Here is a 22438-nt window from a genome sequence, read left to right as displayed (position 1 = left end):
CCTGCCCTCAGCGCCGATAGCAGACCCGACCGCCGACCACCGTCGCCGCCACCATTCCGGCGTCGAGTTCGCCCAGCACCGCCGCCGGTGGACCCGACAGCACGCACACATCGCCGGGCTCCCCCGGCGCCAGGGTGCGCGCGCGGGCGGGGTCGTCGGCGCGGCCGAGGAACATCGACAGCGCCGCGTCCGGCGAGAGCCGTTCCCGCGGCCCGATGAGTGCCCCCGACGGGGAACGCCGGTGCACCGCCGCACGCATCGCCGCCCACGGGTCGGCCACCCCGAACGGGGCATCGGTGGACAGCGCCACCCGCACCCCCGCGGCCACCAGCGTGCCCACCCGCCAGAGCCGGTCGAGCTCCGCGGCGGGCAGCTCGGCGCGGTACTCGTCACCGCGTTCGGCCACGAAGTTCGGCTGCGTCACCACCGTGACCCCGAGAGCGGCCAGGTCCTCGACGCAGTCGTCGGGGACCATCGCCGCGTGCTCGACCCGGTCCCCGGGGTGCGCGCCGACAGCTTGCAGCGCCGCCAGGACGACGACGAGTTGGGCGTCGGTGACGCAGTGCACGGCCACCGGGTGATCCTCGGCATGGTTGGCGGCCACCCAGTCCTGCAGTTCGGCGAGGTTCAGGGTGTGGTCGTCGAGGATCCGCTTCGCGGGGCCCACGGAAAGGCCCTCGGGTGCGCTCAGCCCCGCCGGCGCCAGGCAGTGCACCCGCGGCCGGAACCGTCCCGAGCGCCGCTGCGCGGCGATCCCGTCCAGATCGCGCGCACCCTGACCGGGTGTCGCGTCGGTGACACCGGTGACGCCGCGGGCCACCAGGAGCTCGCCGAGCGCATCCAGCGACGGCTCCCGGCGGGGCGGCTCCGGCAGCGGGTCGCCGCGCAGGAAACGGCCGTCGGCGTGGTCGGCGGCACCGACCCGCCGCAGCGCGGCGGAGTTGAGCACCCACAGCGCCCCGCTGCGGTGCTGGACCCGCACCGGGTTCTCGGGCGCGGCGGCGTCGAGGATGTGGCGGGTCAGTTCCCCGGCGACACTGTCGTGGTAGCCGACGGCACGAATCCAGCCGTCCGGATCGGGGCGCGCCCGGCGCAGCGCGGCGACGAACTCGCCGCGATCACGCACGCGCGGCGGCCCCACCGGCACCGAGGCCAGGGCGGCCGCGGTGGAGCGCAGGTGCAGATGATGATCGTGCAGTCCGGGCAACACGAGATTGCCGCGGGCGTCGATCACCTCCTCCCCCGGGCGCACCGACAGGCGGGCGCCGACCTCCACGACGGTCGCCTCCACCCGGATGTCGACCGTCCGGCCGTCGAGGCGGACACCCGAGCGGATCAGCATGGGGCACCGCGCCGTTCGGCCACCAGCCGGTGCACGACCGGGTTCGCCGAGCCCAGTGCTCCGGCGGGCACCGCACCGGTGTCGGGCGGCACCGGGTCCACCTCGATCGGCGTCGCGGGGCCGGCGGCGTATCCCGCGGCGACGGCGGCCATCGACATCTCGATCAGCTCGCCCCCGCCCCGTCCCAGCGAATCGACCACGGCTTCCGCGGCGGCCATTCCGGTCAGGGGATCGGCGATGGCGTCGCCGAGAAACACGCAGCCGGTGTCGTCGTGCCCGACGAGACCGCCCGCCACCGCGGCATCGTCGCCGAAGGCGACCCGCCCGGCGTTGTCGCCGACGGTGCCGTGCCCGGTGATCCGCGTCCACACCCGGCCGGGCCGCGCGGCCACGTCGCACGGGCCCAGCCCACGCCGGTGCAGCGCCGCCGGTCGCGACCCCTCCAGCACCACGTCGGCGACCGAGAGAAGCGCCGCAAGGTCGTCTCGATCTCGGTCGAAATCGACGCCGTAACAGAGCTTTCCACTGTTCATCCAGTCGAAGAAGGACGGTTCGCCGGCCCGGGTGCCGTCGGGCCGCGACGGGCTCTCGACCTTCACCACGGTGGCGCCGGCGCGATGCAGCAGCTGCGCGCACCACGGTCCGGCCCACATGGAGGTCAGATCGACCACCAGCAGCCCGGCCACCGTCCGCGGTTGCCCCCGGGGTCCGCAGCCGGTGATCAGGGGCTCATCGGGTGCCGCCTCGCCCAGGGTGGCCGCCGGCAGACCCAGCAGCGCCGCGCGTCCGGTGACCGCCGCCGCCGGCCGCGTGGCCGCCCAGCGGTGCAGGGCCGGCCACGGGTCGGTCCCGACGCGGTCGCACTCCAGCAGCGCCGGGACCGCCTCGACGTCGTCGGGACGCGACAGCGTCAGCGCCGACCAGCCGTCGGCGGTGCGCATCAGGTGGGTGCCTCCGCCGGCGGAGACCGGGCCCCGCGAGTACAGACCCAGCAGCGCCGCGCGTCCGGTGAGGGCACCCAGCGCATCGGGGGCACCGGTGCCCGGCGCCGGCGCGAGGGAGCGAGCCAGCGCGTCGGCGCGCTCCAGGATCTCGACGGTCAGCGCCAGCCCGGGCATCTCGATCAGAACATCACGGCGGTGAACCGCCAGTCGAGCACCTGCCTGTCCGGGTCCCCGACGGCGAACACCTCCGAGCGCAGCCTGAGCCGACCGCCCTGTGCCGTCGGTTCGGCGGACTCCACGTGCAGGCGGCTGTAGAGGGTGTCGCCCTCGTGCACCGGCCCGGTGTGGTCGCAGGATTCCCAGCCCAGGATCGTCACCAGGTTGGGCAACAGCCTGCTGGCCTGCGCGGCGGCCAGCCCGATGGTGTGTCCGCCGTAGACCAGCCGCTGCCCACCGACGCGCCGATCGTGGTGGGTGGCGGCGATGTTGAGGCTCAGGCGGGCCAGTTCGGGTGCGCTGCTGACCACGTCCCCGGTGCTCTGCAGAGTGACACCGGCCAGCCCCGGTTCGAAGTGCGGGCCGGGCACCCGCCGCCGGTACGCCGCGGCGTCCCACTCGGCGGTCGGATCGGCGGGATCGGCCAGCCCGGTACCGATGGCCGACAGGTCGTCGGCGTGGCCGGTCGGCCCGGCCTCCGGGCGCACCGGCAGCATGGCGCACCGATAGAAGTCGAGCACGAGCCGGTCGGCCTGGTCGATGGTGATCATCCGCAGGGCGGCCAGCCCGGTCGGCGGCCGCTCCGGCTTGACCGCGTTCTGCTTGAGCCCCACCACCTCGGTGCGGGTGTACAGGGTGTCGCCCAGGACCGGGAACCGGTGAAAGGTCAGACCCCGGTAGAACAGGTTGGCCCGCACCCGCTGGGTCGCCAGGGTGGTCTGGCCGATCGCCACATCACACACCAGCCCCGGGTGCGCCAGCGCGTCGGCCGAGCCGGTCACCGCATGCGAGAGCGTGGCATCCAGGGGCAACCGCATCCGGTCCCCCAGGATCGACTGGTGCACGGCGGCGGCGCCGGAGGTCAGCGTCATCGATGGGGCCCAGTCGAACACCTGGCCCTGGCACAGGTCGTCGAAGTAGGGCCCGGAAGCGGTCTGCACGGTCACAGGGACGTATCGTCACAGCGGGGGACGGCGGTGTCAACGCCGGATTCGAAACTGGATTCAAAATTGGGATCCGGGCTGCCGATCTCGTCCACCAACCCCCACTCCAGTGCCGTCTCGGGACCAAGGGTGCGCCCGGACAGCACCAGATACGCGGTGCGCCAACGCCCGATCCGGCGGGTGACGCTCACGGTGCCCCCGGCGCCGGGGATCAGTCCCAGGGCCAGCTCGGGCAGCCCGAAGGTGGTACCGGGGGCCGCACGGACATGGCCGCAGAACGAGGCCATCTCCAGCCCGCTACCCAGCACCTGCCCGTGCACCTGGGCGCGCAGCCCGCGCCCGAGCCGCACCGACAGGGCGTCGAGCACCAGGGCGGGACTGTGCCGGGTGCGCGCCAGATGTGCCGCCGCCGGGTCGGAGAAGGACCCGAACTCGTCGAGATCACCGCCGCTGCAGAAGGACGGGCCGTTGCCGCCGAGCACCACCCCGGACACCGAGCCGTCCAGCTGGGCAACCGACAGCGCGGCAAGCAGTTCCGCGCGCGCGGGGGTGGAGAAGGCGTTGTGGCGGCGGGGGCTGTTGAACCGGACGTGCAGCACGTCGCCGTCGCGGCGGGACACCACCGGCGCGGGATTGTGCGGTACGGCGGCGGGGCCCCGGGCGGCGAGCCAACGGCCGAACTCCGGGCCGGACTGCAGCGTCGAGTACGCCAGCGACTCGGTGACGATGCCGGTGAACGAGGGGGCGTCGGTGTCGACCGCACGCAGGACGTCGTCGCAGACCAGGGCGGCCATCGGAGACGTCCCGACCCGCTCGCCCAACGCGGCCAGCGCGTCGGCGACCGACGGGACGACCACGACCCGGCGATCGGCGCACGGGGTCTCGGTGAGGGTGAAGGTCGCGTGCCGCAGCCAGTGCCTGGCCGCCGGGTCCGTGGGGTCGCCGGTGGCGACGACGACCGCGTCGGGCGCACCCGTCGCGGCCAGATCCGGCGGATCGGCCAGATCGACGACCCGCAACGGCACGGAACCGGGCTGTGTCACTACTTCGAGTACTTCTGGACCAGGCTCTGCTTGTACAGCTTGCCGGTGTCGGTGCGCGGCAGTTGGGCCTCGAAGGAGATGCTGCGGGGGCACTTGTAGTGCGTGAGCCGCTCGCGCATCCAGCTCATCAGCTCGTCGGCGAACTCGTCGGTGGCGTCGGCCTCGTCGACCGTCTGCACCACGGCCTTGACGCTCTGGCCCATCTCCTCGTCGGGCACTCCGAACACGGCGGCGTCCATCACCTTCGGATGGGTCACCAACATGTTCTCGGCCTCCTGCGGGTAGATGTTGACCCCGCCGGAGATGATCATGTGGTGACGTCGGTCGGTGAGGTAGAGGTACCCCTCGTCGTCGAGATAGCCGATGTCCCCCACCGTTTTCCAGCCGCGAGCATCCCGTGACGAGGCGGTCTTCTCCGGGTCGTTGAGGTATTCGAAGTCGAAGCCGCCCTCGAAGTAGATCTCGCCGGCCTGTCCGGGCGGCAGTTCCCGGCCCTGCTCGTCGAGAATGTGGAGCGTGCTCATCATCGGCTTGCCCACCGAGCCGGGGTGCTCCAGCCACTCCTCGGCGGTGATCAGGGTCGAACCGATGGCCTCGGAGGACGCGTAGTACTCGTCGACGATCGGCCCCCACCAGTCGATCATCTGCTTCTTGATCTCCACCGGGCACGGCGCCGCGGCGTGCATTACCCGCTGCAGGCTGGACAGGTCGTATGAATCCCGCACCGCCTGCGGCAGTTTGAGCATCCGGGTGAACATCACCGGCACGAACTGGCCGTGGGTGACGTGGTGGCGTTCGATGGCCTCCAGGCAGCCCTGCGGGTCGAACTTCTCCAGCACCACCACCGGGATACCCGCGGCCTGCACCGTCATCGACCACACCGACGGGGCGGTGTGGTACAGCGGCGCGGGGCTGAGGTAGATCGCGTCGGGGTGCATCCAGAACCCCACCAGGGCCGACATCATCCCGGGCGCCTCGCAGGGATGCACGTGCGGCAGCTGGCGTTTGATGCCCTTGGGCCGGCCGGTGGTGCCCGAGGAGTACTGCAGCAGGTCGCCCTCGACCTCGTCGGCGATCGGGGTGACCGGCTCGTCGGCCACGCACTCGGGATAGCGCTGCCATCCGGGCAGGTCGGGCTCGTCGGCCCCGGCGGCGAACAGCAGCACGCCGGGCAGCCCGGAGGGCAGGTGCTCGCCGAGGTCGGCCAGCGTCTTGCGCAGCTCCGCCGAGCCGATGATCGCCTTCGCGCCGGCGTTCTCGACGATGTAGGCGGCCTCCGCGGGGGCAAGGTGGGTGTTGATGGGCACGTAGTACAGACCCGCGCGCCGCGCGGCCCACATGACGGTGTGGATGTGCTCGTTGTTCTCCATCAGGATCGCCACGGCGTCACCCTCGACCAGGCCGTGCCCGCGGAAGAAGTGGGCCAGTTGGTTGGCACGGGCTTCCATCTGCTCGAAGGTCACCACGGTGCCGGACGGATGGAGGATGACGGCCGGCTTACCCGATCCGGCGTGCTCGCGAATCTGCATGTGAAGACCTTACGCGACGCGGTTTGACAGGTGTCAACACGATGGGTGCGGAACGACCTGAACATTACACAATCCCCGCAAGGTGTCACGGACGCCCGGGGGCCGCGGGATCGATGCGTGCGACGAGAAAGACCCCCGGGCCCGCTGGGGAGCCCGAGGGTCTCGTGTGTCTCGCGCGGCCGCAGGCCGCTGGTGTCCGGTCAGTCCGTTTCGGCCAGCCGGTGCTTGAGCGCGTCGAACTCGTCCTTGATGCCGGTCGGCAGCTTCTCGCCGACGAACTCGAACCACTCCTCGATCAGCGGCAGCTCGTCGCGCCACTCCGCCGGGTCGACCGCCAGCGCGGCGTTGACATCGGCCGCGTCGACGTCCAGTCCGGACAGGTCGAGGTCGTCGGCGGTGGGGACGATGCCGATCGGCGTGGTCTTGCCGCCGGCCTTCTGCTCGACCCGCTCGATGACCCACTTCATCACGCGGCTGTTCTCACCGAAGCCGGGCCACAGGAACCGGCCGTCCTCGCCGCGGCGGAACCAGTTGACGAAGAACACCTTCGGCAGCTTCGACTCGTCGGCGCTCTTGCCGGTGTCGATCCAGTGCTGCATGTAGTCGCCGACGTTGTAGCCGATGAACGGCAGCATCGCCATCGGGTCGCGGCGCACCGTGCCGACCTTGCCCTCGGCGGCGGCGGTCTGCTCGCTGCCCAGGGTGGCCCCGATGAACACGCCGTGCTGCCAGTCACGGGCCTGGGTCACCAGCGGAACCGTCGTCTTGCGGCGGCCGCCGAACAGGATCGCCGAGATCGGCACGCCCTGCGGGTCGTCCCACTCGGGGGCCAGCGTCGGACACTGGGCGATGGGCGTGCAGTAGCGCGAGTTCGGATGCGCGGCCTTCTCACCGGACTCGGGGGTCCAGTCGTGGCCCTTCCAGTCGATCAGGTGCTCGGGGTCACCCTCGAGGCCCTCCCACCAGACGTCGTCGTCGTCGGTCTTGGCGACGTTGGTGAAGATGGTGTTGCCCTTGGCGATGGTCTTCATGGCGTTCGGGTTGGAGCTCCAGTTGGTGCCCGGAGCCACGCCGAAGAACCCGAACTCCGGGTTGGTGGCGTACAGCCGGCCGTCCTTGCCGAACCGCATCCAGGCGATGTCGTCGCCGACGGTCTCGGCGCGCCAGCCCGGCAGGGTGGGCTGCAGCATCGCCAGGTTGGTCTTGCCGCACGCCGACGGGAAGGCCGCGGCGACGTAGTAGGCGTTGTTCTCCGGAGAGATCAGCTTGAGGATCAGCATGTGCTCGGCGAGCCAGCCCTCGTCGCGGGCCATCGCCGAGGCGATGCGCAGCGAGTAGCACTTCTTGCCCAGCAGCGCGTTACCGCCGTATCCGGAGCCGTAGCTCCAGATCTCGCGGGTCTCGGGGAAGTGGGTGATGTACTTGGTGTCGTTGCAGGGCCAGGGCACGTCGGCCTGCCCGGGCTCCAGCGGCGCCCCGATCGAGTGCAGCGCCTTGACGAAGAAGCCGTCGGTGCCGATCTTCGCCAGGGCGGCACTGCCCATCCGGGTCATGATGCGCATGGAGACCACGACGTACTCGGAGTCGGTGATCTCCACACCGAGCTTGGGGTCCTCGGCTTCCAGCGGACCCATGCAGAACGGGATCACGTACATGGTGCGGCCGCGCATGGACCCCTTGTAGAGGTCGGTCATGATGGTCCGCATCTCGGCGGGGGCCATCCAGTTGTTCGTCGGCCCGGCGTCGATCTCGCGCTCGGAGCAGATGAAGGTCCGCGATTCCACCCGGGCCACGTCGGAGGGATCGGACTGGGCCAGGAACGAACCCGGCTGCTTCTCGGAGTTCAGGCGCACGAACGTGCCGGCCTCGACCAGCTTGTCGGACACCCGCTGATACTCCTCGTCCGAGCCGTCAGCGAACACCACGCGGTCCGGCTGCGTCAGCTCGGCCACTTCTTGCACCCAGGCGAGCAGGCCCTGATGGTCGGTCGGTGCACTATCCAGACCCGGAATGGTCGCTGAGGTCATTGAAATTCTCCTGCCAATCGCTCGGGTTCATCCCCCAGGACGCCAGCCCCACCTGCCCTCGCCGCCTGCCGCCATCCGCATTGACAGATTCCGGCGCTGCGATACAGATCGTGACGTCCCTGTCAACGAGGTTATCGCGGGTGAGATACCCGCGGTAATTCAACAGTATGTCCGTTGACTCACAGGAACGATTCAGAACGCGCCATCTGCGGAGTTCATCGATTCAGAATGTATGGACAAAAGGCCGGCGGGGCGGTGACACGCAAGTGAATACTTGCATAAGTCGGCTTGAATTGGCCTCGAATGGGCCTCGAACTGGCATTGACCGGCCGCGACTCAGCTCACCGTGCGCGAAGCGTTCGGAGCGTGTGGAAGGTCGGCGGCCTCCCCGTCCAGCTCCGGGTCCAGCTCCGGGTCCAGCTCCGGGTCCAGGCCCTGGCCCAGTGCCCGGTCCGGATCCGGGTCCGGCTCGTCCACCACCGGAGGGGCGCCGGGCTCGTCGGCGCCGACACCGACCGGGACAACGGCCGCGGGATCGTTCGGGCCGCCGCTGGCCGGCACCCGCGACGCCAGTAGATCCGCGGCGGTGGGCGTGGCCGCCGTGACATCCGCATCGACCCAGTCCTCGGGATCGACACGCGCCCGCGCGGGCCGGGTCCCGGCGGTGAGTGCGGCACCGACCACCGCAAGCGCCCGCCGCAGCACCGGGGCGGCCCGGTCCCGCGCGGCCGCGGCCTGCGCCGTGGCCATCGCATGGGCCCGCAGCTGCGCGTCGATGTCGGCGACCCGGGCCTCGGCCCGCCGTGTCGACTCCTCGGCCTCGGCGGCCAGCGCGGCCGTCAGCGACGTCTCCGCGGCCAGGACCCGGGTGGCCACGATCTGGTCCACGCAGGCCCGCAGGGCCACCGTGACCTCGCCGACCCACCGGTCCAGCACCGCACGGTCACGCAACAGGCCCCGCATCCGCACCACCCAGACCGTGACGGCCACCCCCAGCACCACACACAGCACCGCACCGGCCACCGCCAGGCCCGGCGCCACCTCGGTGAACAGGCGGCTGAGCGTCAAGGCCACCCCCAGCCCGAAGCCGGCGCCCAACAGCAGCATCAGCCGGTTCTCGACCCGGTGTGATCTCAGCGGCGGGTCGCCGACCTCCGGCGCCCGCGGAGCACCCGGACCGGCCGCGGAGTCGACCGGCAACCCCAGCTGGGCGGCGACGTCGGCGAAATGTTCGGTGACCCCGTCGTCGACCTCGCCCACCACATCGCCGGCCCGCGCGCGCACATACGGCGCGAACCCGGGCAGGGCGGCCCGGGTCATGGCCGCGGCATCCTCCTGCAGTTCGGTGCGTACCGAGGCGCACCGGCTGCGCGCGAAATAGGACAACTGCACCCGCGCCTGCTGAAGTTGACTGCGCAGCGCGATCGTGCGCTCGGACCGGTCCACACGTGACCGTCGCGCCTCCTCGGCACGGGCCCGTCGCAGCGTGGTCGCATGCGCTTCGCGACCGGCGCCCACCGCCTCGGCGTCGTATCGACTCAGCGCCTGATCAAGACGAAACATCCACGATTGCAGGTGATTACGTCGATCAAGGCCAGCGTCGGCGCGCAGTGCGGAGACCTGCCGCGCCAGGTCGTCGACGCGTGCGACACCCAGGTCCGGCGCCGCGGCCACCCCCACCCAGGGCACCGCGGCGTAGCGTGGCGCGTGCTCGGCCAGCCGGGATCGGTTGTCGCGCAACACCTCCCGCCAGTCCTTGTGCAGATCGATCTTGGACACCACCGCCACCACGGCATCGGTGTGCGCCGCAGCCGAATCCAGTACTGCACAGTCGGATTCGGTCAGCGGCGCGGTGGCCGACACCACGAAGACGACGATGTCGGCCGATTCTCCGGGGCGCAGCTCGTCCGCCTCGATCACCTCGGCGCCGGTCCGCTCGCGCAGCGCCGCGGCCACACTCGAACTGCCCGCCAGCCACGGTCCGGTGACCAGAACCGCCGCCCTGCGACGCACGGCCGGGGTGCGCACCAGCGGTTCGGCCCTCTCCAGCACCTCCTCGGGCATCTCGCCGCGGCTCATCGGCGCTCCCCTTCCACCGTGGCGGCCAGGTGCAGGCAACCCCGCGCGATATCGCTGCCGCAGGCCTGGTGCAGCACGGACACCGGGCCTGCGGCGTACCGCCGCCAGCGCACGGCCCGCCGCACGTGCGCTCCCGGATCGCCACCGGCGGGATCCGTGACGGGTTCCATGACAGGATTCATGACGAAACCGGCGGCCCGCACGACCTCGGTGGCGCTGGCCATTCGGCCGAGCACCAGATCCCGGTCGCAGAGCAGTTCCGCGGCCGCGCGCGCCGACGCCGCCCCGGTGACTCCGGTGGCCGCGGCGGCGAGTTCCTCGATCCCGGCCACGGCCTGCAGCACACGGCGGTAGCGCGCCTCGGCCCCGGCCGCCTCGATGCGGCCGACCACGGCGTCGATACCGCTGACCGCACGCAACCTCCGGCGCACCGCCTCGGCGCCGGCCCCCGGCTCCGTCCGCAACGCCACGACCGACTCGGCGATGCCGAACACATCCAGGGTCGCCAGCAGCAGGCGGCGCAGCGCGACCGGCACCCGGTGCGGGCCGGACACGAAGGCGTCCGGTGAGCCCAGGTCGGCGGGCTCGTCGACGAATACCCGCAACGCGTCCAGAAGGTCGGCGTCCAGGACGGAGTCGTCGCAGCCGGCCACCGCCGCCGGGGCGGCCAGCGGAATCACCGGGACACCGAGAAGCGCCGATGCCTGCGCGGCCCGCCGCCGCGCCGCGGCCATCGGCCCGTCGGGACGCAGACCGGCCAGATCCGCCTTGGCCAGAACCGCCAGGGTGGGCCGCGGGCCCGCGAGGTCCTCCGGTTTGGGTACCTCGGCGAGTACCAGCACGTCGAGGTCACCGGCCCCGGCACGGGGACCGGCGTGGAGACCGGTGTGGAGACCAGCACAGCTCACCTCGGCGGCGAGTCCGGCGGCTCGCAACGCCGCGGCCACGGTGTGCCGGCCCACTCCCGGGCGACCGCGGATGACCAGGGACAACGGGGCGGACACCGCCCGCGCGTGGGCGATCAGGCGCGACCGCGCGGGTTCTGCGGCCGCGCGCGCGCCGGCCAGCACGGCGTCGGCGAAGATCCGGTCCCCCCGTCCCCTCATTGGCGGCCACCCATGGACAGCCATCGTGGCATCCGGCCCTGCCGGGCGTGATCCCGCGTCCACAGCCCCCGCGCGGGCGGTCCGCCCCGGCGCAGGCCAAGGCAACTGTTGGGTATCAATATGCCCCACGATGCGGGCCTGGCAGCGGACATAGGCGACGATGTACGGGTGTGTGCGCATCGTGGAGCCGAGCCGGCCGAGCTGGCCGCCGAGTCGCCCCCCGCGCACCGCTACCCGCGGGTCACCAGCTTCCGGTCCCGGCGCTCGACGCTGTCCGATTCCCAGCGGGCCACCTGGGAGCGGCTGTGGCCGCAGCTGGGCACCCAGGTCCGCTGGTCGGGCGGTGAGGACGAACCCGGCATCGAAGTGGGCACCGAAGCCGGCACCCAATCCGGCGCCCAATCCGGCACCGTCGCGGAGCCGCTCGACACCGACGCGTGGTTCGGCCGGCACGCGCCGGTGGTCTGCGAGATCGGCTGCGGCACCGGCACCTCGACGCTGGCGATGGCCCAGGCCGAGCCCGCTGTCGACGTCGTCGCCGTGGAGGTCTACCGGCGGGGGCTGGCCCAGTTGCTCAGCGCGATCGACCGGCACGGCGTCACCAACATTCGCCTGGTGCGCGGCGACGGCGTCGACGTGCTGGAACACCTGTTCCGGCCCGGGTCGCTGACCGGCGTGCGGGTGTTCTTCCCCGACCCGTGGCCCAAGGCCCGGCATCACAAACGCCGGCTGCTGCAGCCCGCCACCGTCGCGCTGATCGCCGACCGGCTGCGGCCCGGCGGCATCCTGCACGCCGCCACCGACCACGCGGGCTACGCCGAGCAGATCGCCGAGGTCGGTGACGCCGAGCCCCGCCTGCGCAGGGTCTCCCCGGAGGACGCGCTGCCGATTTCGGTGTCCCGCCCGGTCACCAAGTACGAAGGCAAGGCCCGGGAGGCCGGAAGCGCGGTCACCGAACTGGTCTGGGAGCGGACGTGAGCGTGACCGAACTCTCCGCGGCCCCCGAATCCGGCCAACACGACACCGACGCCCCCGATGCGCCCGAGACCACCGGCGGCGTCCGACGGGTGCTGCTGGTGTGGGACGCCCCCAACCTCGACATGGGCCTCGGGGCGATCCTGGGCGGGCGGCCCACCGCGGCGCACCGCCCCCGGTTCGACGCGCTGGGCCGGTGGCTGCTGAGCCGGACCGCCGATGTCTCTCAGGCCGACCCGGATGCCCCTCCGGGCATCACCCTGGAGCCCGAAGCCACCGTTTTCACCAACATCGCCCCTGGTAGCGCCGATGTTGTGCGTCCCTGGGTGGAGGCCTTGCGTAACGTGGGTTTCGCGGTCTTCGCCAAACCCAAGATCGACGACGACAGCGACGTCGACAGCGACATGCTCGAACACATCGCGCTGCGCCGCAGCGAGGGGCTGGCCGCGCTGATCGTGGCCTCCGCCGACGGTCAGGCGTTCCGGGCGCCGCTGGAGGAGATCGCCCGCGACGACGGCACCCCGGTGCAGGTTCTCGGATTTCGCGAACATGCCAGCTGGGCGCTAGCGTCGGATACCTTGGAGTTTGTCGACTTGGAGGACATACCTGGCGTTTTCCGGGAGCCCCTCCCGCGGATCGGCCTAGATTCGCTTCCAGAACAGGGAGCGTGGCTGCAGCCGTTCCGGCCGCTGTCCTCGCTGCTCACGTCACGGGCGTGACCGTGTACATGACAATTGCACAGCCACGCGCAGTGGGTCGCGACTTGCGACGTGAAGATCGTTAGGAGCTTACGTGTTCGCCTGGTGGGGTCGAATGGTGTACCGATGGCGGTACATCGTGATCGCTGTCATGGTCGCGTTGTGCCTCGGCGGCGGCATCTACGGCATCAGTCTGGGTAAGCACGTCACCCAGAGCGGCTTCTACGACGAGGGCAGCCAGTCGGTGCACGCCTCGCTGGTCGCCGATGACGCCTACGGCCGTGACACCTCCGGCCACATCATCGCGATCTACACCGCCCCCGAGGGCAAGACCGTCGACGACCCCGCCTTCCAGAAGAAGATCCTGGACAACCTCGCCACGGTCGAGGAAGAACACCCCGACCAGATCCTGCGGTCGATCGGCTACTTCAAGAGCCCCGAAGTGCTCGACAACATGGCCGACGCGGACAAGAAGCACGCGTTCATGTCGATCCAGCTCAAGGGCGACAACGACGACACCATCCTGAACAACTACAACGAGGTCAAGAACGACTTCGCGATCCCCGGCGTCAACGTCAAACTCGCCGGCCTGCAGCCACTGGCCAGCGAACTGACCGGCACCATCGGCGAGGATCAGAAGCGCGCCGAGGTCGCGGCCATCCCCCTGGTGGCCGTGCTGCTGTTCTTCGTGTTCGGCGGGGTGATCGCCGCCAGCCTGCCGGCCATCATCGGTGGCCTGTCCATCGCCGGCGCACTGGGCATCATGCGTCTGGTCGCCGAGTTCGCACCCGTGCACTTCTTCGCCCAACCAGTCGTGACGCTGATCGGCCTCGGCATCGCGATCGACTACGGGCTGTTCATCGTCAGCCGGTTCCGCGAGGAACTCGCGGAGGGGTACGACACCGAGACCGCGGTACGCCGGACGGTGATGACCTCGGGACGCACCGTGATGTTCTCCGCGGTGATCATCGTCGCCTCCTCGCTGCCGCTGCTGTTGTTCCCGCAGGGCTTCCTGAAGTCGATCACCTACGCGATCATCGCCTCGGTGATGCTCTCGGCGGTGCTGTCGATCACGGTGCTGGCCGCGATCCTGGCCATCCTGGGGCCGCACGTCGACGCGCTCGGGGTGCGCACCCTGCTGCGGGTGCCGTTCTTCCGCAACTGGAAGCCGATGAACTGGTGGCTGAACTGGCTGGCCAGCAAGACGCAGAAGACCAAGACCCGCGCCGAGGTGGAGAACGGCTTCTGGGGCAAGCTGGTGAACCGGGTGATGAAGCGCCCGATCGCGTTCGCCGCGCCGATCCTGGTGTTCATGGTCGTCCTGATCATTCCGTTGGGACAGCTGTCACTGGGCGGGATCAGCGAGAAATATCTGCCGCCGGACAACTCCGTCCGGCAGGCCCAGGAGGAGTTCGACAAGATCTTCCCGGGCTTCCGCACCGAACCGCTGACCATCGTGATGGAAAGCGACAACGGCGAGCCGGTCACCGATCAGCAGATCGCCGACGTCCGCAACCGCGCGATGGCGCTGTCCGGGTTCACCGACCCCGACAACAACCCGGACAACATGTGGAAGGAGCGGCCCTACCTGGACGGCGCCTCCAAGGATCCGGCGGTCCGGGTGATCCAGAACGGCCTGGTCAACCGCAACGACGCGGCCAAGAAGATCGATGAGCTGCGGTCCATACCCGCCCCGCGGGGTGTCACGATCTCGGTGGGCGGCACGCCGGCACTCGAGCAGGACAGTATCCACAGCCTGTTCGCCAAGCTGCCGTTGATGGTGCTGCTGCTGATCACCACCACGACGATCCTGATGTTCCTGGCGTTCGGTTCGCTGGTGCTGCCGATCAAGGCCGCCTTGATGAGCGCGCTGACGCTGGGCTCGACGATGGGCGTGCTGACGTGGATGTTCGTCGAGGGCCACGGGTCGGGCCTGATGAACTACACGCCGCAGCCCCTGATGGCGCCGATGATCGGCCTGATCATCGCGGTGATCTACGGCCTGTCCACCGACTACGAGGTGTTCCTGGTCTCCCGGATGGTCGAGGCCCGCGAGCGCGGCATGTCCACCACCGAGGCCATCCGGATCGGAACCGCCACCACCGGCCGGCTGATCACCGCGGCGGCGCTGGTGCTGGCGGTGGTCGCGGGCGCGTTCGTCTTCTCCGACCTGGTGATGATGAAGTACCTGGCGTTCGGCCTGCTCATCGCGCTGCTGCTGGACGCCACGATCGTGCGGATGTTCCTGGTGCCCGCGATCATGAAGCTGCTCGGCGACGACTGCTGGTGGGCGCCGCGCTGGATGAAACGTCTGCAGAACAAGATCGGCCTCGGTGAGACCCACCTGCCCGACGAGCGCAAGCGGCCCGCCGTGCAGGAACGCGCCGACGAGGAGGAGCTCGTCGGGGCGGGGGCACCGGTGCGCCGGCCCCCGCACGATCCGACCCACCCGGCCGCCGAGGGCGCCTCGCGCCCCCGCTCCGCCGGGCGGGTGGTGCCGGCTGCGGACGTTCCGTCGGCCGCGGGCACCAACCGGATCGCGGCCCCGCAGGAACGGTCCGCCGACCCGAGTTCGGAGGCGCCGACGACCCGTTTCGCCGCCGCGCGCAACGTCGTCCGCAACGCGGTGTCCGGGGCCGCGCAACGGCCGGGCCGGCAGTCGCCGCCCTCCGGGGAACGCGAGATCGAGTCCTGGCTCGGCGAGCTCCGCGGCAGGCCGCAGACACCGACGGGCCAGCCCGAGCCCGGGCCCCAACGGTCGCAGCCCTCGTCCGACCCGACGCGGGGCATGAAGGCGCCCGAGGCCGGGCCGGCCGACGCCACGACCGCCATCCCCGCGCAACAGCCCGACGACCCGGAGTCGGAGGCCGCCACCCGCGCCATCCCGATCGCCAAGCCGCGGGCCAGCGATTCCGACGCCGCCACCGAGAAGCTCAATTCGCGCGCCGAGGGTGAGGGCCAGAAGAAACCGCCCCGGCGCGGCGGCGGCGTGAGCGCCGCGGACCTCCTGCGTCGCGAGGGCCGCCTCTAAACCGGGGTCCGGCTCACGGGGCCCGACTCACGGGGTGTCCCCCGTGCCGGAGTCCGGTTCGGGGACCTCGTCGGCGTCGGCGCTGAACACCGACTCCCCGTGTTCGAGCAGGGCTTCCTGGCGGGCCTCCTCGGCCGCCGGATCCTCGGCCAGCAGCACGCGCACCGAGCTGTTCAGGAACGCGATCAGGGGCACCGCCAGCAGCGCCCCGACGATCCCGGCCATCACGCCGCCGGTGGCGATGCCCAGAACCACCGCCAGCGGGTGGATCGAGACGGCGCGGCCCATGACCAGCGGCTGCAGCACGTGCCCCTCCAGCTGCTGGACCGCGATGATCAGTCCCAGGGTGATCAGGGCGTAGAGGAAGCCCTTGGCCAGCAGCGCGACCACCACCGCCAGGAACCCGGCGATCACCGCACCGACCAGCGGGATGAAGGCACCCAGGAACACCAGTGAGGCCAGCGGCAGCGCGAGCGGGATGCCCATGATGGCCAGGCCGGTCCCGATGCCCACGGCGTCGACGAGGGCGACCAGGAAGGTGGCGCGGACGTAGCCGACCAGGGAGCGGAAACCGGCCTGACCCGCGTCGGTCACCCGGTCGCGAACCCCCTGCGGGAACGCCTTGGTGACGAAGCTCCAGATGTTGCGGCCGCCGTGCAGAAAGAAGATCAGGGTGAACAGCACCAGCAGCGCGCCGGTGACGATCTCGGTGAGGGTGGCCGCGGTGGAGATCGCGCCGCTGGTCAGATACTCCTGATTGTCCCGCAACGCGCCGATGGCCCGGTTGCCGATGCTGTCGATCTGCTCGCGGCTCATGTGCAGCGGGCCCTCGACGAGCCAGTGGCGCACGCTGTCGATGCTGCGGGTGACCTGCTCGGTCAGGCCGGGCAGCCCGACGACGAACTGGCTGACGACGAACGCCATCACCCCGCTGAAGATGGCGAACCCGGACAGCAGCACCAGTGCCACCGCCCCGGCGCGCGGAGCGCCCCGGCGGTCCAGCCAGTCGACGGCGGGCAGCAGCAGCGCCGTGAACATGGTGGCGATCGCCAGCGGAACGACGATCACCTCCAGGTGCCGGAAAACCCAGAGCAGGCCGGCCACCGCCGCCCCGAGCACCAGCAACCGCCACGCCCACGCCGTCATCTTGCGGACCAACAGGGTGACCGAAGCGTCCTCGACGGACTCGCGGGCCGACATAGCGGTCAGCGTACGACCCACCGCGCCGCTCCGCGCCGACCAACCGCGCCGCGCCGCAGCCGAGGGGGTCGGTTCCCCGGGGCTGCACCGTTACCCTGAAGCACGATGTCCCAGGATGCGCCGGCCAGCGACGCCATGAGCCCACCAGCGGGACCCTCGCGCGGCAAGTACTGGTGGCTGCGCTGGGTGGTGCTCGGCGTGGTGCTGGTGGTGCTGTCCGTCGAGGCCACCCTGGTGTGGGATCAGCTGGCCAAGGCGTGGCGCAGCCTGCTCTCGGCGAACTGGTGGTGGGTGCTGGCCGCGGTGGCGGCCGCCATGTTGTCGATGCACAGCTTCGCCCAGATTCAGCGTGAGCTGCTCAAGGCCGCCGGTGTCCGGGTCAGGCAGTGGCGATCCGAGGCCGCCTTCTACGCCGGGAATGCGCTGAGCACCACGTTGCCGGGCGGCCCGGTCCTCTCGGCGACGTTCATCTACCGCCAGCAGCGGATCTGGGGTGCCTCGCCGGTGGTCGCGTCCTGGCAGCTGGTCATGTCCGGTGCCCTGCAGGTGGTCGGCCTGGCGCTGATCGGCCTGGGGGGCGCGTTCCTGCTGGGCGCCAAGAACAACCCGTTCTCGCTGCTGTTCACCTTGGGCGGGTTCGTGCTGTTGCTGCTGCTCGCGCAGGCGGTGGCCTCACGGCCCGACCTTCTCGACGGCATCGGGGTGCGGGTGCTGTCCTGGATCAACCAGGTGCGCGGCAAGCCCACCGACACCTGGCTGGACAAGTGGCGCGAGATCCTGGCCCAGCTGGAATCGGTCAGCCTGACCCGGCGCCAGCTCGGGATCGCGTTCGGGTGGTCGTTGTTCAACTGGATCACCGACGTGGCCTGCCTGGCGTTCGCGGCCTATGCCGCCGGCGGCGCACCGTCGCTGGCGGGACTCACGGTGGCCTACGCGGCCGCCCGCGCCGTCGGCTCGATACCGCTGATGCCCGGCGGCCTGCTGGTCGTCGAGGCGGTGCTGGTGCCCGGCCTGGTGTCCAGCGGGATGAGCCTGCCCGCCGCGATCTCGGCGATGCTGATCTACCGGCTGGTCAGCTGGATCTTCATCGCCGCGATCGGGTGGGTGGTGTTCTTCTTCATGTTCCGCACCGAGAGTCGCGTCGATCCCGACGAGCAGAACGGCGGGGCCGGCGCGCGCGGCCCCGCGCGGGGCGACCCCGCCGACCCCGCCGACCCCGGCGACCCTCTCGGCGATCCGGGCACCCCCGGGGAGAACGGGGCCCGGCCGCCCGGGCCGCCTGTTCGGCGCGACCCCGCCGACGGCGCGCTGCAGGGCCCCCTGCCACCGGAACCGGCGGGACGGGCCGACAGCGCCAGCCACACCGACACAGACCCCGACCCCGACACCGACACCGCGTGGAAAGACCGGGCCGACGAGTCCTAGACGAGGGTGGGCGCCCGGCATGTCCGCGATGAGTCCGGCCCCGACGGTGACCGGGGCATGGTTGGATCGGCGCATGTCGCCGCGCCCGTTCGTCCGACATGTGCTGGCCGTTCTCGGCGCACTGTCGCTGGTCCTCGCCGCGGTCTCCTGCTCGTCGGCGACCACCTCCGAACCGGAGCAGCCGACCACCACGACGACCACCACCCCACCGCCGATGGCCACACCGCTGATCGGCTCGCCGCTGGCGCCGCCCGTCCCGGTGCCGGCCAGCGACGGCCGCGTGCACCTGGCCTACGAGCTGGTCATCACCAACGCGATGAGCGGGGACGTCACCCTGAACTCGCTGACCGCCAGGTCCGGCGACCGCAACCTGCTGATGCTGGCGGGCAACAACCTCAAGTACTGGGTGCGTGGTCTCGGCAATGCCGGCACCCCGACCAACGTGCTGCCGGCGGGCGGAACCGCGCTGGTGTGGCTCGACATCGTCGTCGACAGCACCGAGGAGGTGCCCACCGAGATCACCCACTCCGTCAACGTGTCGGTGGCCAAGCCGTTGGCGGGGCTGATCCCGGCCAGGGTGACCCAGGACATCGCACGCACGGAGGTCTCCGACCACAAGCCGGTGTCGATCGCACCGCCGCTGGACGGGTTGAACTGGCTGGACGCGAACGGTTGCTGCGTGATGAGCGACCACCGCCGCGCCGTGAGTCCCATCGACGGCAAGTTGTGGTCCGCGCAGCGGTTCGCGATCGACTACATGCAGCTCACCGACGACTTCCGGTTGTTCACCGGCGACACGTCGAAGCTGCAGAGCTACCCCTACTACGGGACGCCCGTGCACGCCGTGACCGACGGCAAGGTGGTCTCGGTGACCGACAACCTGCCCGACCAGGTGCCCGGCACGTCGCCGGTCGGCCTGCCGCTGGACCAGTACGGCGGCAACTACGTCGTCCAGGACATCGGGGACGGCAACTATGCGTTCTACGCGCACCTCAAGCCGGGAAGCATCTCGGTCAAGCCGGGCGACGACCTCACGGCGGGGCAGAGCATCGCCGCGCTGGGCAACTCCGGCAACAGCGATGCGCCGCACCTGCACTTCCATGTGATGGACGGGCCGAATCCGTTGGCGGCCAACGGCCTACCGTTCGTCATCACATCCTTCCGCCTCGATCAGCGGGTGGCCTCCGGTGAGGGGATCGACACCCTGCTGACCGGACAGCCCGCACCGCTGCAGCCCGGCTTCGCCGCGCGGGAGCTCACCGAGGTCATGCCGTTGGACCTCGACGTGATGGCATACGCTGTCGGGCAGTGACTACACATCCCGCCCCGTCGGCCCCGTCGCGGCGGTCATGGCGGCCCGCCGCCGTGGCCGCACTGATCGATCTCGTCTGTGTGCTGGTGTTCTGTGCGGTGGGGCGCCGCAGCCACGCCGAGGGAGTCACGATCGCCGGGGTCGCCGAGACCGCCTGGCCGTTTCTCACCGGCACCGCGATCGGTTGGCTGCTCACCCGGGCCTGGCGCCGGCCCACCGCACTCACGCCGACCGGGCTGGTGGTCTGGGTGTGCACCGTGGCCGTCGGGATGCTGCTACGCAAGGTGGCCGGCCAGGGTGTGGCGGTGAGCTTCATCGTGGTGGCGTCGACGGTGACGGGGCTTCTGCTGCTCGGCTGGCGGGCCGCCGCGCGACGTTTCGGCCGCGGCAACCGGGCCTGAGAGCGGGCACTCCCGGCAATAGGGCGGCCAGCCCCACCACCCGGTCCCGCGAAGCTACGGGGATCCGCCCCGCGGCGCCGGGATCGGCGTCAGCCGAGGATCCCCTGCCCCTCCCGGTCCCCGGTGACCGCGACCGTCAGGGTGGCCCGCAGTCCACCCAGCGGACCGTCGGAGAGCTCGAAACGTCCGCGGTGCAGCTCGGCCTGCTGTGCGACCAGCGCCAGACCCAGTCCCGAGCCGCCCGGCACGGCGGTGCTGCCCCGCGCGAACCGGCCCATCACCAGGTCGTGTTCCTCGGCGGGCAGACCGGTGCCGTCGTCGTCGACGACGATCTGCACCATGTCGTCGTGGCGCCGCGCGGTCAGCCGCACCAGGTGGGCACGGCCGTGGGTGATGGCGTTGCGCACCAGGTTGTCCACCGCCAGGCGCAGTCCCCCCGGCCAGCCCAGCACCATGCCGCAGCCCTCGGCGTCGACGACGATCTCGACGTTCCCGCCGGGCCGCATGTTCTCCCGCGCGACGCGGTAGAGCATCTCCTCGACGTCGATCGGTTCGCGGTCCTCGGCCTGCGCGAGCTGGCCGGACGCGAGCTGGCCCAGGGCGGTGATCGTCGCCTCGATCCGGCGCTGGGCGCGGGCCAGGTCGGCGACCACCTCGTCGCGCTCCTCCGGCGGCAGGTCGTGGATACGCAGGGTGTCCAGGTCGGCGCGCATGGCGGTCAGCGGGGTCCGCAGCTCGTGGGCGGCGTTGGCCGCGAAATCCTGGGCCGCCTGCAGTGACCGGGTGGTCGACGCCTGCGCGGCCGCCAGCCGCAACAGCATTCCGATCATCGCGTCGGAAAGATCCTCGGCCTCCTTGACGCCGCGCACCGGGTCGATCTGTTCGGGGCCACCCTGACCGAGCCGGCGGGTCTGCTCGGTGAGCCTGCGCAGCGGGCGGCTGGCCGCCCCGCCCAGCAGCCAGCCCAGCCCGGCGGCGATCAGCAGCGCCAGCACCGCGATGGTGACGTAGAGCGGGATGCGCCGGGAGTTCAGCAGGATGCTGTCGGCGCGGATGCCGATCGAGACGAGGATGCCGCCACTCTGCTCCAGCGCCACGGTGCGGACCCGGTACTCGACGCCGTTGACCGCCACCGTCGTCGACCCCTCGGGCAGCCGCGGCAGCTGCAGTCCACGCTGGAAGACCACCTCCCCCGTCGCGGCCGAGCGCCCGGTGGTCAGCACGTCACGGCTCGGGTCGGCCGACCGGTTGGGGTACACGCTGGCGTCGACGATCGCATCGAGTCGACGGTCCAGCTGAGCCTCGTCGTTGTTGGCCAGTGCGATCGAGGTCAGCACCACCAACGCGGCGACCACGGCCGCGGCCGCGGTGGCCGCGGCGATGGCCACCCGCGAACGCAGGGAGGTCCGCCACTTGGCCCGCTTCGGGACGTCGGACGGCGGGGTCACTGATCCGCTCGGAGCACGTATCCGATCCCGCGGACGGTGTGGATCACCCGCGGCACGTCGTCGCGCTCCAGCTTCTTGCGCAGGTAGCTGATGAAGACGTCGGCGACGTTGGTCTCCACGTCGAAGTCGTAGCCCCACACCAGTTCCAGCAGACGCTGGCGGCTCAGCACCACCCCGGTGTTCTCCGCCAGGGCGGCGAGCAGATCGAACTCCCGCTTGGTCAGGTCCACACGCTCACCGCCGGCCAGCACCACACGCCGGGCGGTGTCGATGGTCAGGGGGCCGACGACGATCGCGTCGGAGCGCTCGTCGTGATGGGAGGAGCGCCGCAACAGGGCATGCAGCCGGGCGACCAGCTCACCGAGGTCGAACGGTTTGGTCAGGTAGTCGTCGGCGCCGGCCTCCAGCCCGGCGATGCGGTCATTGACCGTGTCACGGGCCGAGAGCACACAGATCGGAATGTCGTTGCCCAGCGCGCGCAACGCGGTCACCACCGCGACCCCGTCCAGCTCGGGCATCTGCACGTCGAGCACAAGAGCGTCGTGACTCTCACCGGCCAGCAGGCGCAGCGCCTCTTTCCCGTTGGCCGCCACCCGGACGTCGAAGCCCGAATGGCGGAGTCCCCGGGCCACCGAGGTCCGCACATCCGGGTCGTCATCGACCATCAGGACCAGATGGCCCGCGCTGTCGGGCGCGGGCCGGTCCTGCGCGTCGGGCA

General features: G+C 71.1%; 17 protein-coding genes. 6 read left to right on the top strand and 11 right to left on the bottom strand.

Annotated features, from left to right (window positions below; translation table 11 throughout):
• Positions 1-7 precede the first annotated feature (7 nt).
• From CSR00_RS05860 to CSR00_RS05825, 8 genes are all read right to left on the bottom strand, one after another.
• Positions 8-1342 (bottom strand): amidohydrolase family protein, encoded by a 1335-nt coding sequence (locus CSR00_RS05860; protein WP_099021455.1) that lies wholly within the window; start codon positions 1340-1342, stop codon positions 8-10.
• Entirely contained in the window at positions 1336-2460 is a 1125-nt protein-coding gene (locus CSR00_RS05855) for a CoA transferase (RefSeq protein WP_099021454.1), read from the bottom strand. Before CSR00_RS05855 ends, CSR00_RS05860 begins: the two co-directional genes overlap by 7 nt.
• A gap of 5 nt (positions 2461-2465) precedes the next feature.
• Complete coding sequence (locus CSR00_RS05850) at positions 2466-3374, bottom strand: hotdog family protein (protein ID WP_099021490.1); 909 nt, start codon at positions 3372-3374, stop codon at positions 2466-2468.
• 71 nt (positions 3375-3445) lie between these two features.
• Positions 3446-4489 carry an enoyl-CoA hydratase/isomerase family protein gene (locus CSR00_RS05845; RefSeq protein WP_407662400.1) on the bottom strand — a complete coding sequence of 348 codons (1044 nt, stop codon included), beginning with the start codon at positions 4487-4489 and terminating at the stop codon, positions 3446-3448.
• A complete protein-coding gene (gene fadD4, locus CSR00_RS05840; protein ID WP_099021453.1) occupies positions 4489-6018 on the bottom strand; it encodes a fatty-acid--CoA ligase FadD4 in 1530 nt (509 codons plus the stop codon). Before fadD4 ends, CSR00_RS05845 begins: the two co-directional genes overlap by 1 nt.
• A 200-nt stretch (positions 6019-6218) precedes the next feature.
• Entirely contained in the window at positions 6219-8045 is a 1827-nt protein-coding gene (locus CSR00_RS05835; protein WP_099021452.1) for a phosphoenolpyruvate carboxykinase (GTP), read from the bottom strand.
• A 336-nt stretch (positions 8046-8381) separates the two neighbouring features.
• Entirely contained in the window at positions 8382-10124 is a 1743-nt protein-coding gene (locus tag CSR00_RS05830; protein WP_176561920.1) for a hypothetical protein, read from the bottom strand.
• Positions 10121-11230 carry a hypothetical protein gene (locus tag CSR00_RS05825; RefSeq protein ID WP_099021451.1) on the bottom strand — a complete coding sequence of 370 codons (1110 nt, stop codon included), beginning with the start codon at positions 11228-11230 and terminating at the stop codon, positions 10121-10123. The genes CSR00_RS05830 and CSR00_RS05825 overlap by 4 nt, the downstream gene beginning before the upstream one ends.
• Before the next feature lie 168 nt (positions 11231-11398).
• Here CSR00_RS05825 and trmB point away from each other — a divergent pair, with 168 nt between their 5' ends.
• The 3 genes from trmB to CSR00_RS05810 all read left to right on the top strand — a co-directional run bounded on the left by trmB (position 11399) and on the right by CSR00_RS05810 (position 15934).
• Complete coding sequence (gene trmB, locus CSR00_RS05820; RefSeq protein WP_407662399.1) at positions 11399-12208, top strand: tRNA (guanosine(46)-N7)-methyltransferase TrmB; 810 nt, start codon at positions 11399-11401, stop codon at positions 12206-12208.
• Positions 12205-12924: an NYN domain-containing protein gene (locus tag CSR00_RS05815; protein WP_407662398.1), complete on the top strand. Its 720-nt coding sequence runs from the start codon at positions 12205-12207 to the stop codon at positions 12922-12924. The genes trmB and CSR00_RS05815 overlap by 4 nt, the downstream gene beginning before the upstream one ends.
• Before the next feature lie 73 nt (positions 12925-12997).
• The gene (locus CSR00_RS05810; RefSeq protein WP_099021448.1) at positions 12998-15934 is read left to right on the top strand and encodes a trehalose monomycolate exporter MmpL3; all 2937 of its coding nucleotides are present in this window, start codon (positions 12998-13000) and stop codon (positions 15932-15934) included.
• A 27-nt stretch (positions 15935-15961) separates the two neighbouring features.
• Here CSR00_RS05810 and CSR00_RS05805 read toward each other — a convergent pair whose 3' ends face one another.
• Positions 15962-17134 (bottom strand): AI-2E family transporter, encoded by a 1173-nt coding sequence (locus tag CSR00_RS05805; RefSeq protein ID WP_099021447.1) that lies wholly within the window; start codon positions 17132-17134, stop codon positions 15962-15964.
• A gap of 105 nt (positions 17135-17239) precedes the next feature.
• Between CSR00_RS05805 and CSR00_RS05800 the strand changes: the two genes are divergently transcribed.
• The 3 genes from CSR00_RS05800 (at position 17240) to CSR00_RS05790 (ending at position 20272) form a co-directional block, all read left to right on the top strand.
• On the top strand, positions 17240-18559 hold the full coding sequence (locus CSR00_RS05800) for a lysylphosphatidylglycerol synthase transmembrane domain-containing protein (RefSeq protein ID WP_099021446.1): 1320 nt from the start codon (positions 17240-17242) through the stop codon (positions 18557-18559).
• A 73-nt stretch (positions 18560-18632) separates the two neighbouring features.
• Complete coding sequence (locus CSR00_RS05795) at positions 18633-19871, top strand: M23 family metallopeptidase (protein ID WP_099021445.1); 1239 nt, start codon at positions 18633-18635, stop codon at positions 19869-19871.
• Positions 19868-20272: a DUF3054 domain-containing protein gene (locus CSR00_RS05790; RefSeq protein WP_099021444.1), complete on the top strand. Its 405-nt coding sequence runs from the start codon at positions 19868-19870 to the stop codon at positions 20270-20272. The genes CSR00_RS05795 and CSR00_RS05790 overlap by 4 nt, the downstream gene beginning before the upstream one ends.
• An 89-nt stretch (positions 20273-20361) precedes the next feature.
• Here the strand turns inward: CSR00_RS05790 and CSR00_RS05785 are convergent, their stop codons facing one another.
• Positions 20362-21720 (bottom strand): HAMP domain-containing sensor histidine kinase, encoded by a 1359-nt coding sequence (locus tag CSR00_RS05785; protein WP_245905850.1) that lies wholly within the window; start codon positions 21718-21720, stop codon positions 20362-20364.
• On the bottom strand, positions 21717-22385 hold the full coding sequence (locus CSR00_RS05780; RefSeq protein WP_176561925.1) for a response regulator transcription factor: 669 nt from the start codon (positions 22383-22385) through the stop codon (positions 21717-21719). The genes CSR00_RS05785 and CSR00_RS05780 overlap by 4 nt, the downstream gene beginning before the upstream one ends.
• Positions 22386-22438 lie beyond the last annotated feature (53 nt).

This window comes from Mycolicibacterium palauense (assembly GCF_002592005.1).
Taxonomy (GTDB): Bacteria; Actinomycetota; Actinomycetes; order Mycobacteriales; family Mycobacteriaceae; genus Mycobacterium; species Mycobacterium palauense.
The sequence above is the reverse complement of the archived record's forward strand: the minus strand, read 5'-3'. Positions and strand labels throughout refer to the sequence as shown.

Coding starts and splice junctions, on each gene's coding strand:
- CSR00_RS05860 (WP_099021455.1), bottom strand. CDS start 1,342: ATGCTGATCCGCTCGGGTGTCCGCCTCGACGGCCGGACGGTCGACATC.
- CSR00_RS05855 (WP_099021454.1), bottom strand. CDS start 2,460: ATGCCCGGGCTGGCGCTGACCGTCGAGATCCTGGAGCGCGCCGACGCG.
- CSR00_RS05850 (WP_099021490.1), bottom strand. CDS start 3,374: ATGACGCTGACCTCCGGCGCCGCCGCCGTGCACCAGTCGATCCTGGGG.
- fadD4 (WP_099021453.1), bottom strand. CDS start 6,018: ATGCAGATTCGCGAGCACGCCGGATCGGGTAAGCCGGCCGTCATCCTC.
- CSR00_RS05835 (WP_099021452.1), bottom strand. CDS start 8,045: ATGACCTCAGCGACCATTCCGGGTCTGGATAGTGCACCGACCGACCAT.
- CSR00_RS05830 (WP_176561920.1), bottom strand. CDS start 10,124: ATGAGCCGCGGCGAGATGCCCGAGGAGGTGCTGGAGAGGGCCGAACCG.
- CSR00_RS05825 (WP_099021451.1), bottom strand. CDS start 11,230: ATGAGGGGACGGGGGGACCGGATCTTCGCCGACGCCGTGCTGGCCGGC.
- CSR00_RS05805 (WP_099021447.1), bottom strand. CDS start 17,134: ATGTCGGCCCGCGAGTCCGTCGAGGACGCTTCGGTCACCCTGTTGGTC.
- CSR00_RS05800 (WP_099021446.1), top strand. CDS start 17,240: ATGTCCCAGGATGCGCCGGCCAGCGACGCCATGAGCCCACCAGCGGGA.
- CSR00_RS05795 (WP_099021445.1), top strand. CDS start 18,633: ATGTCGCCGCGCCCGTTCGTCCGACATGTGCTGGCCGTTCTCGGCGCA.
- CSR00_RS05780 (WP_176561925.1), bottom strand. CDS start 22,385: ATGGTCGATGACGACCCGGATGTGCGGACCTCGGTGGCCCGGGGACTC.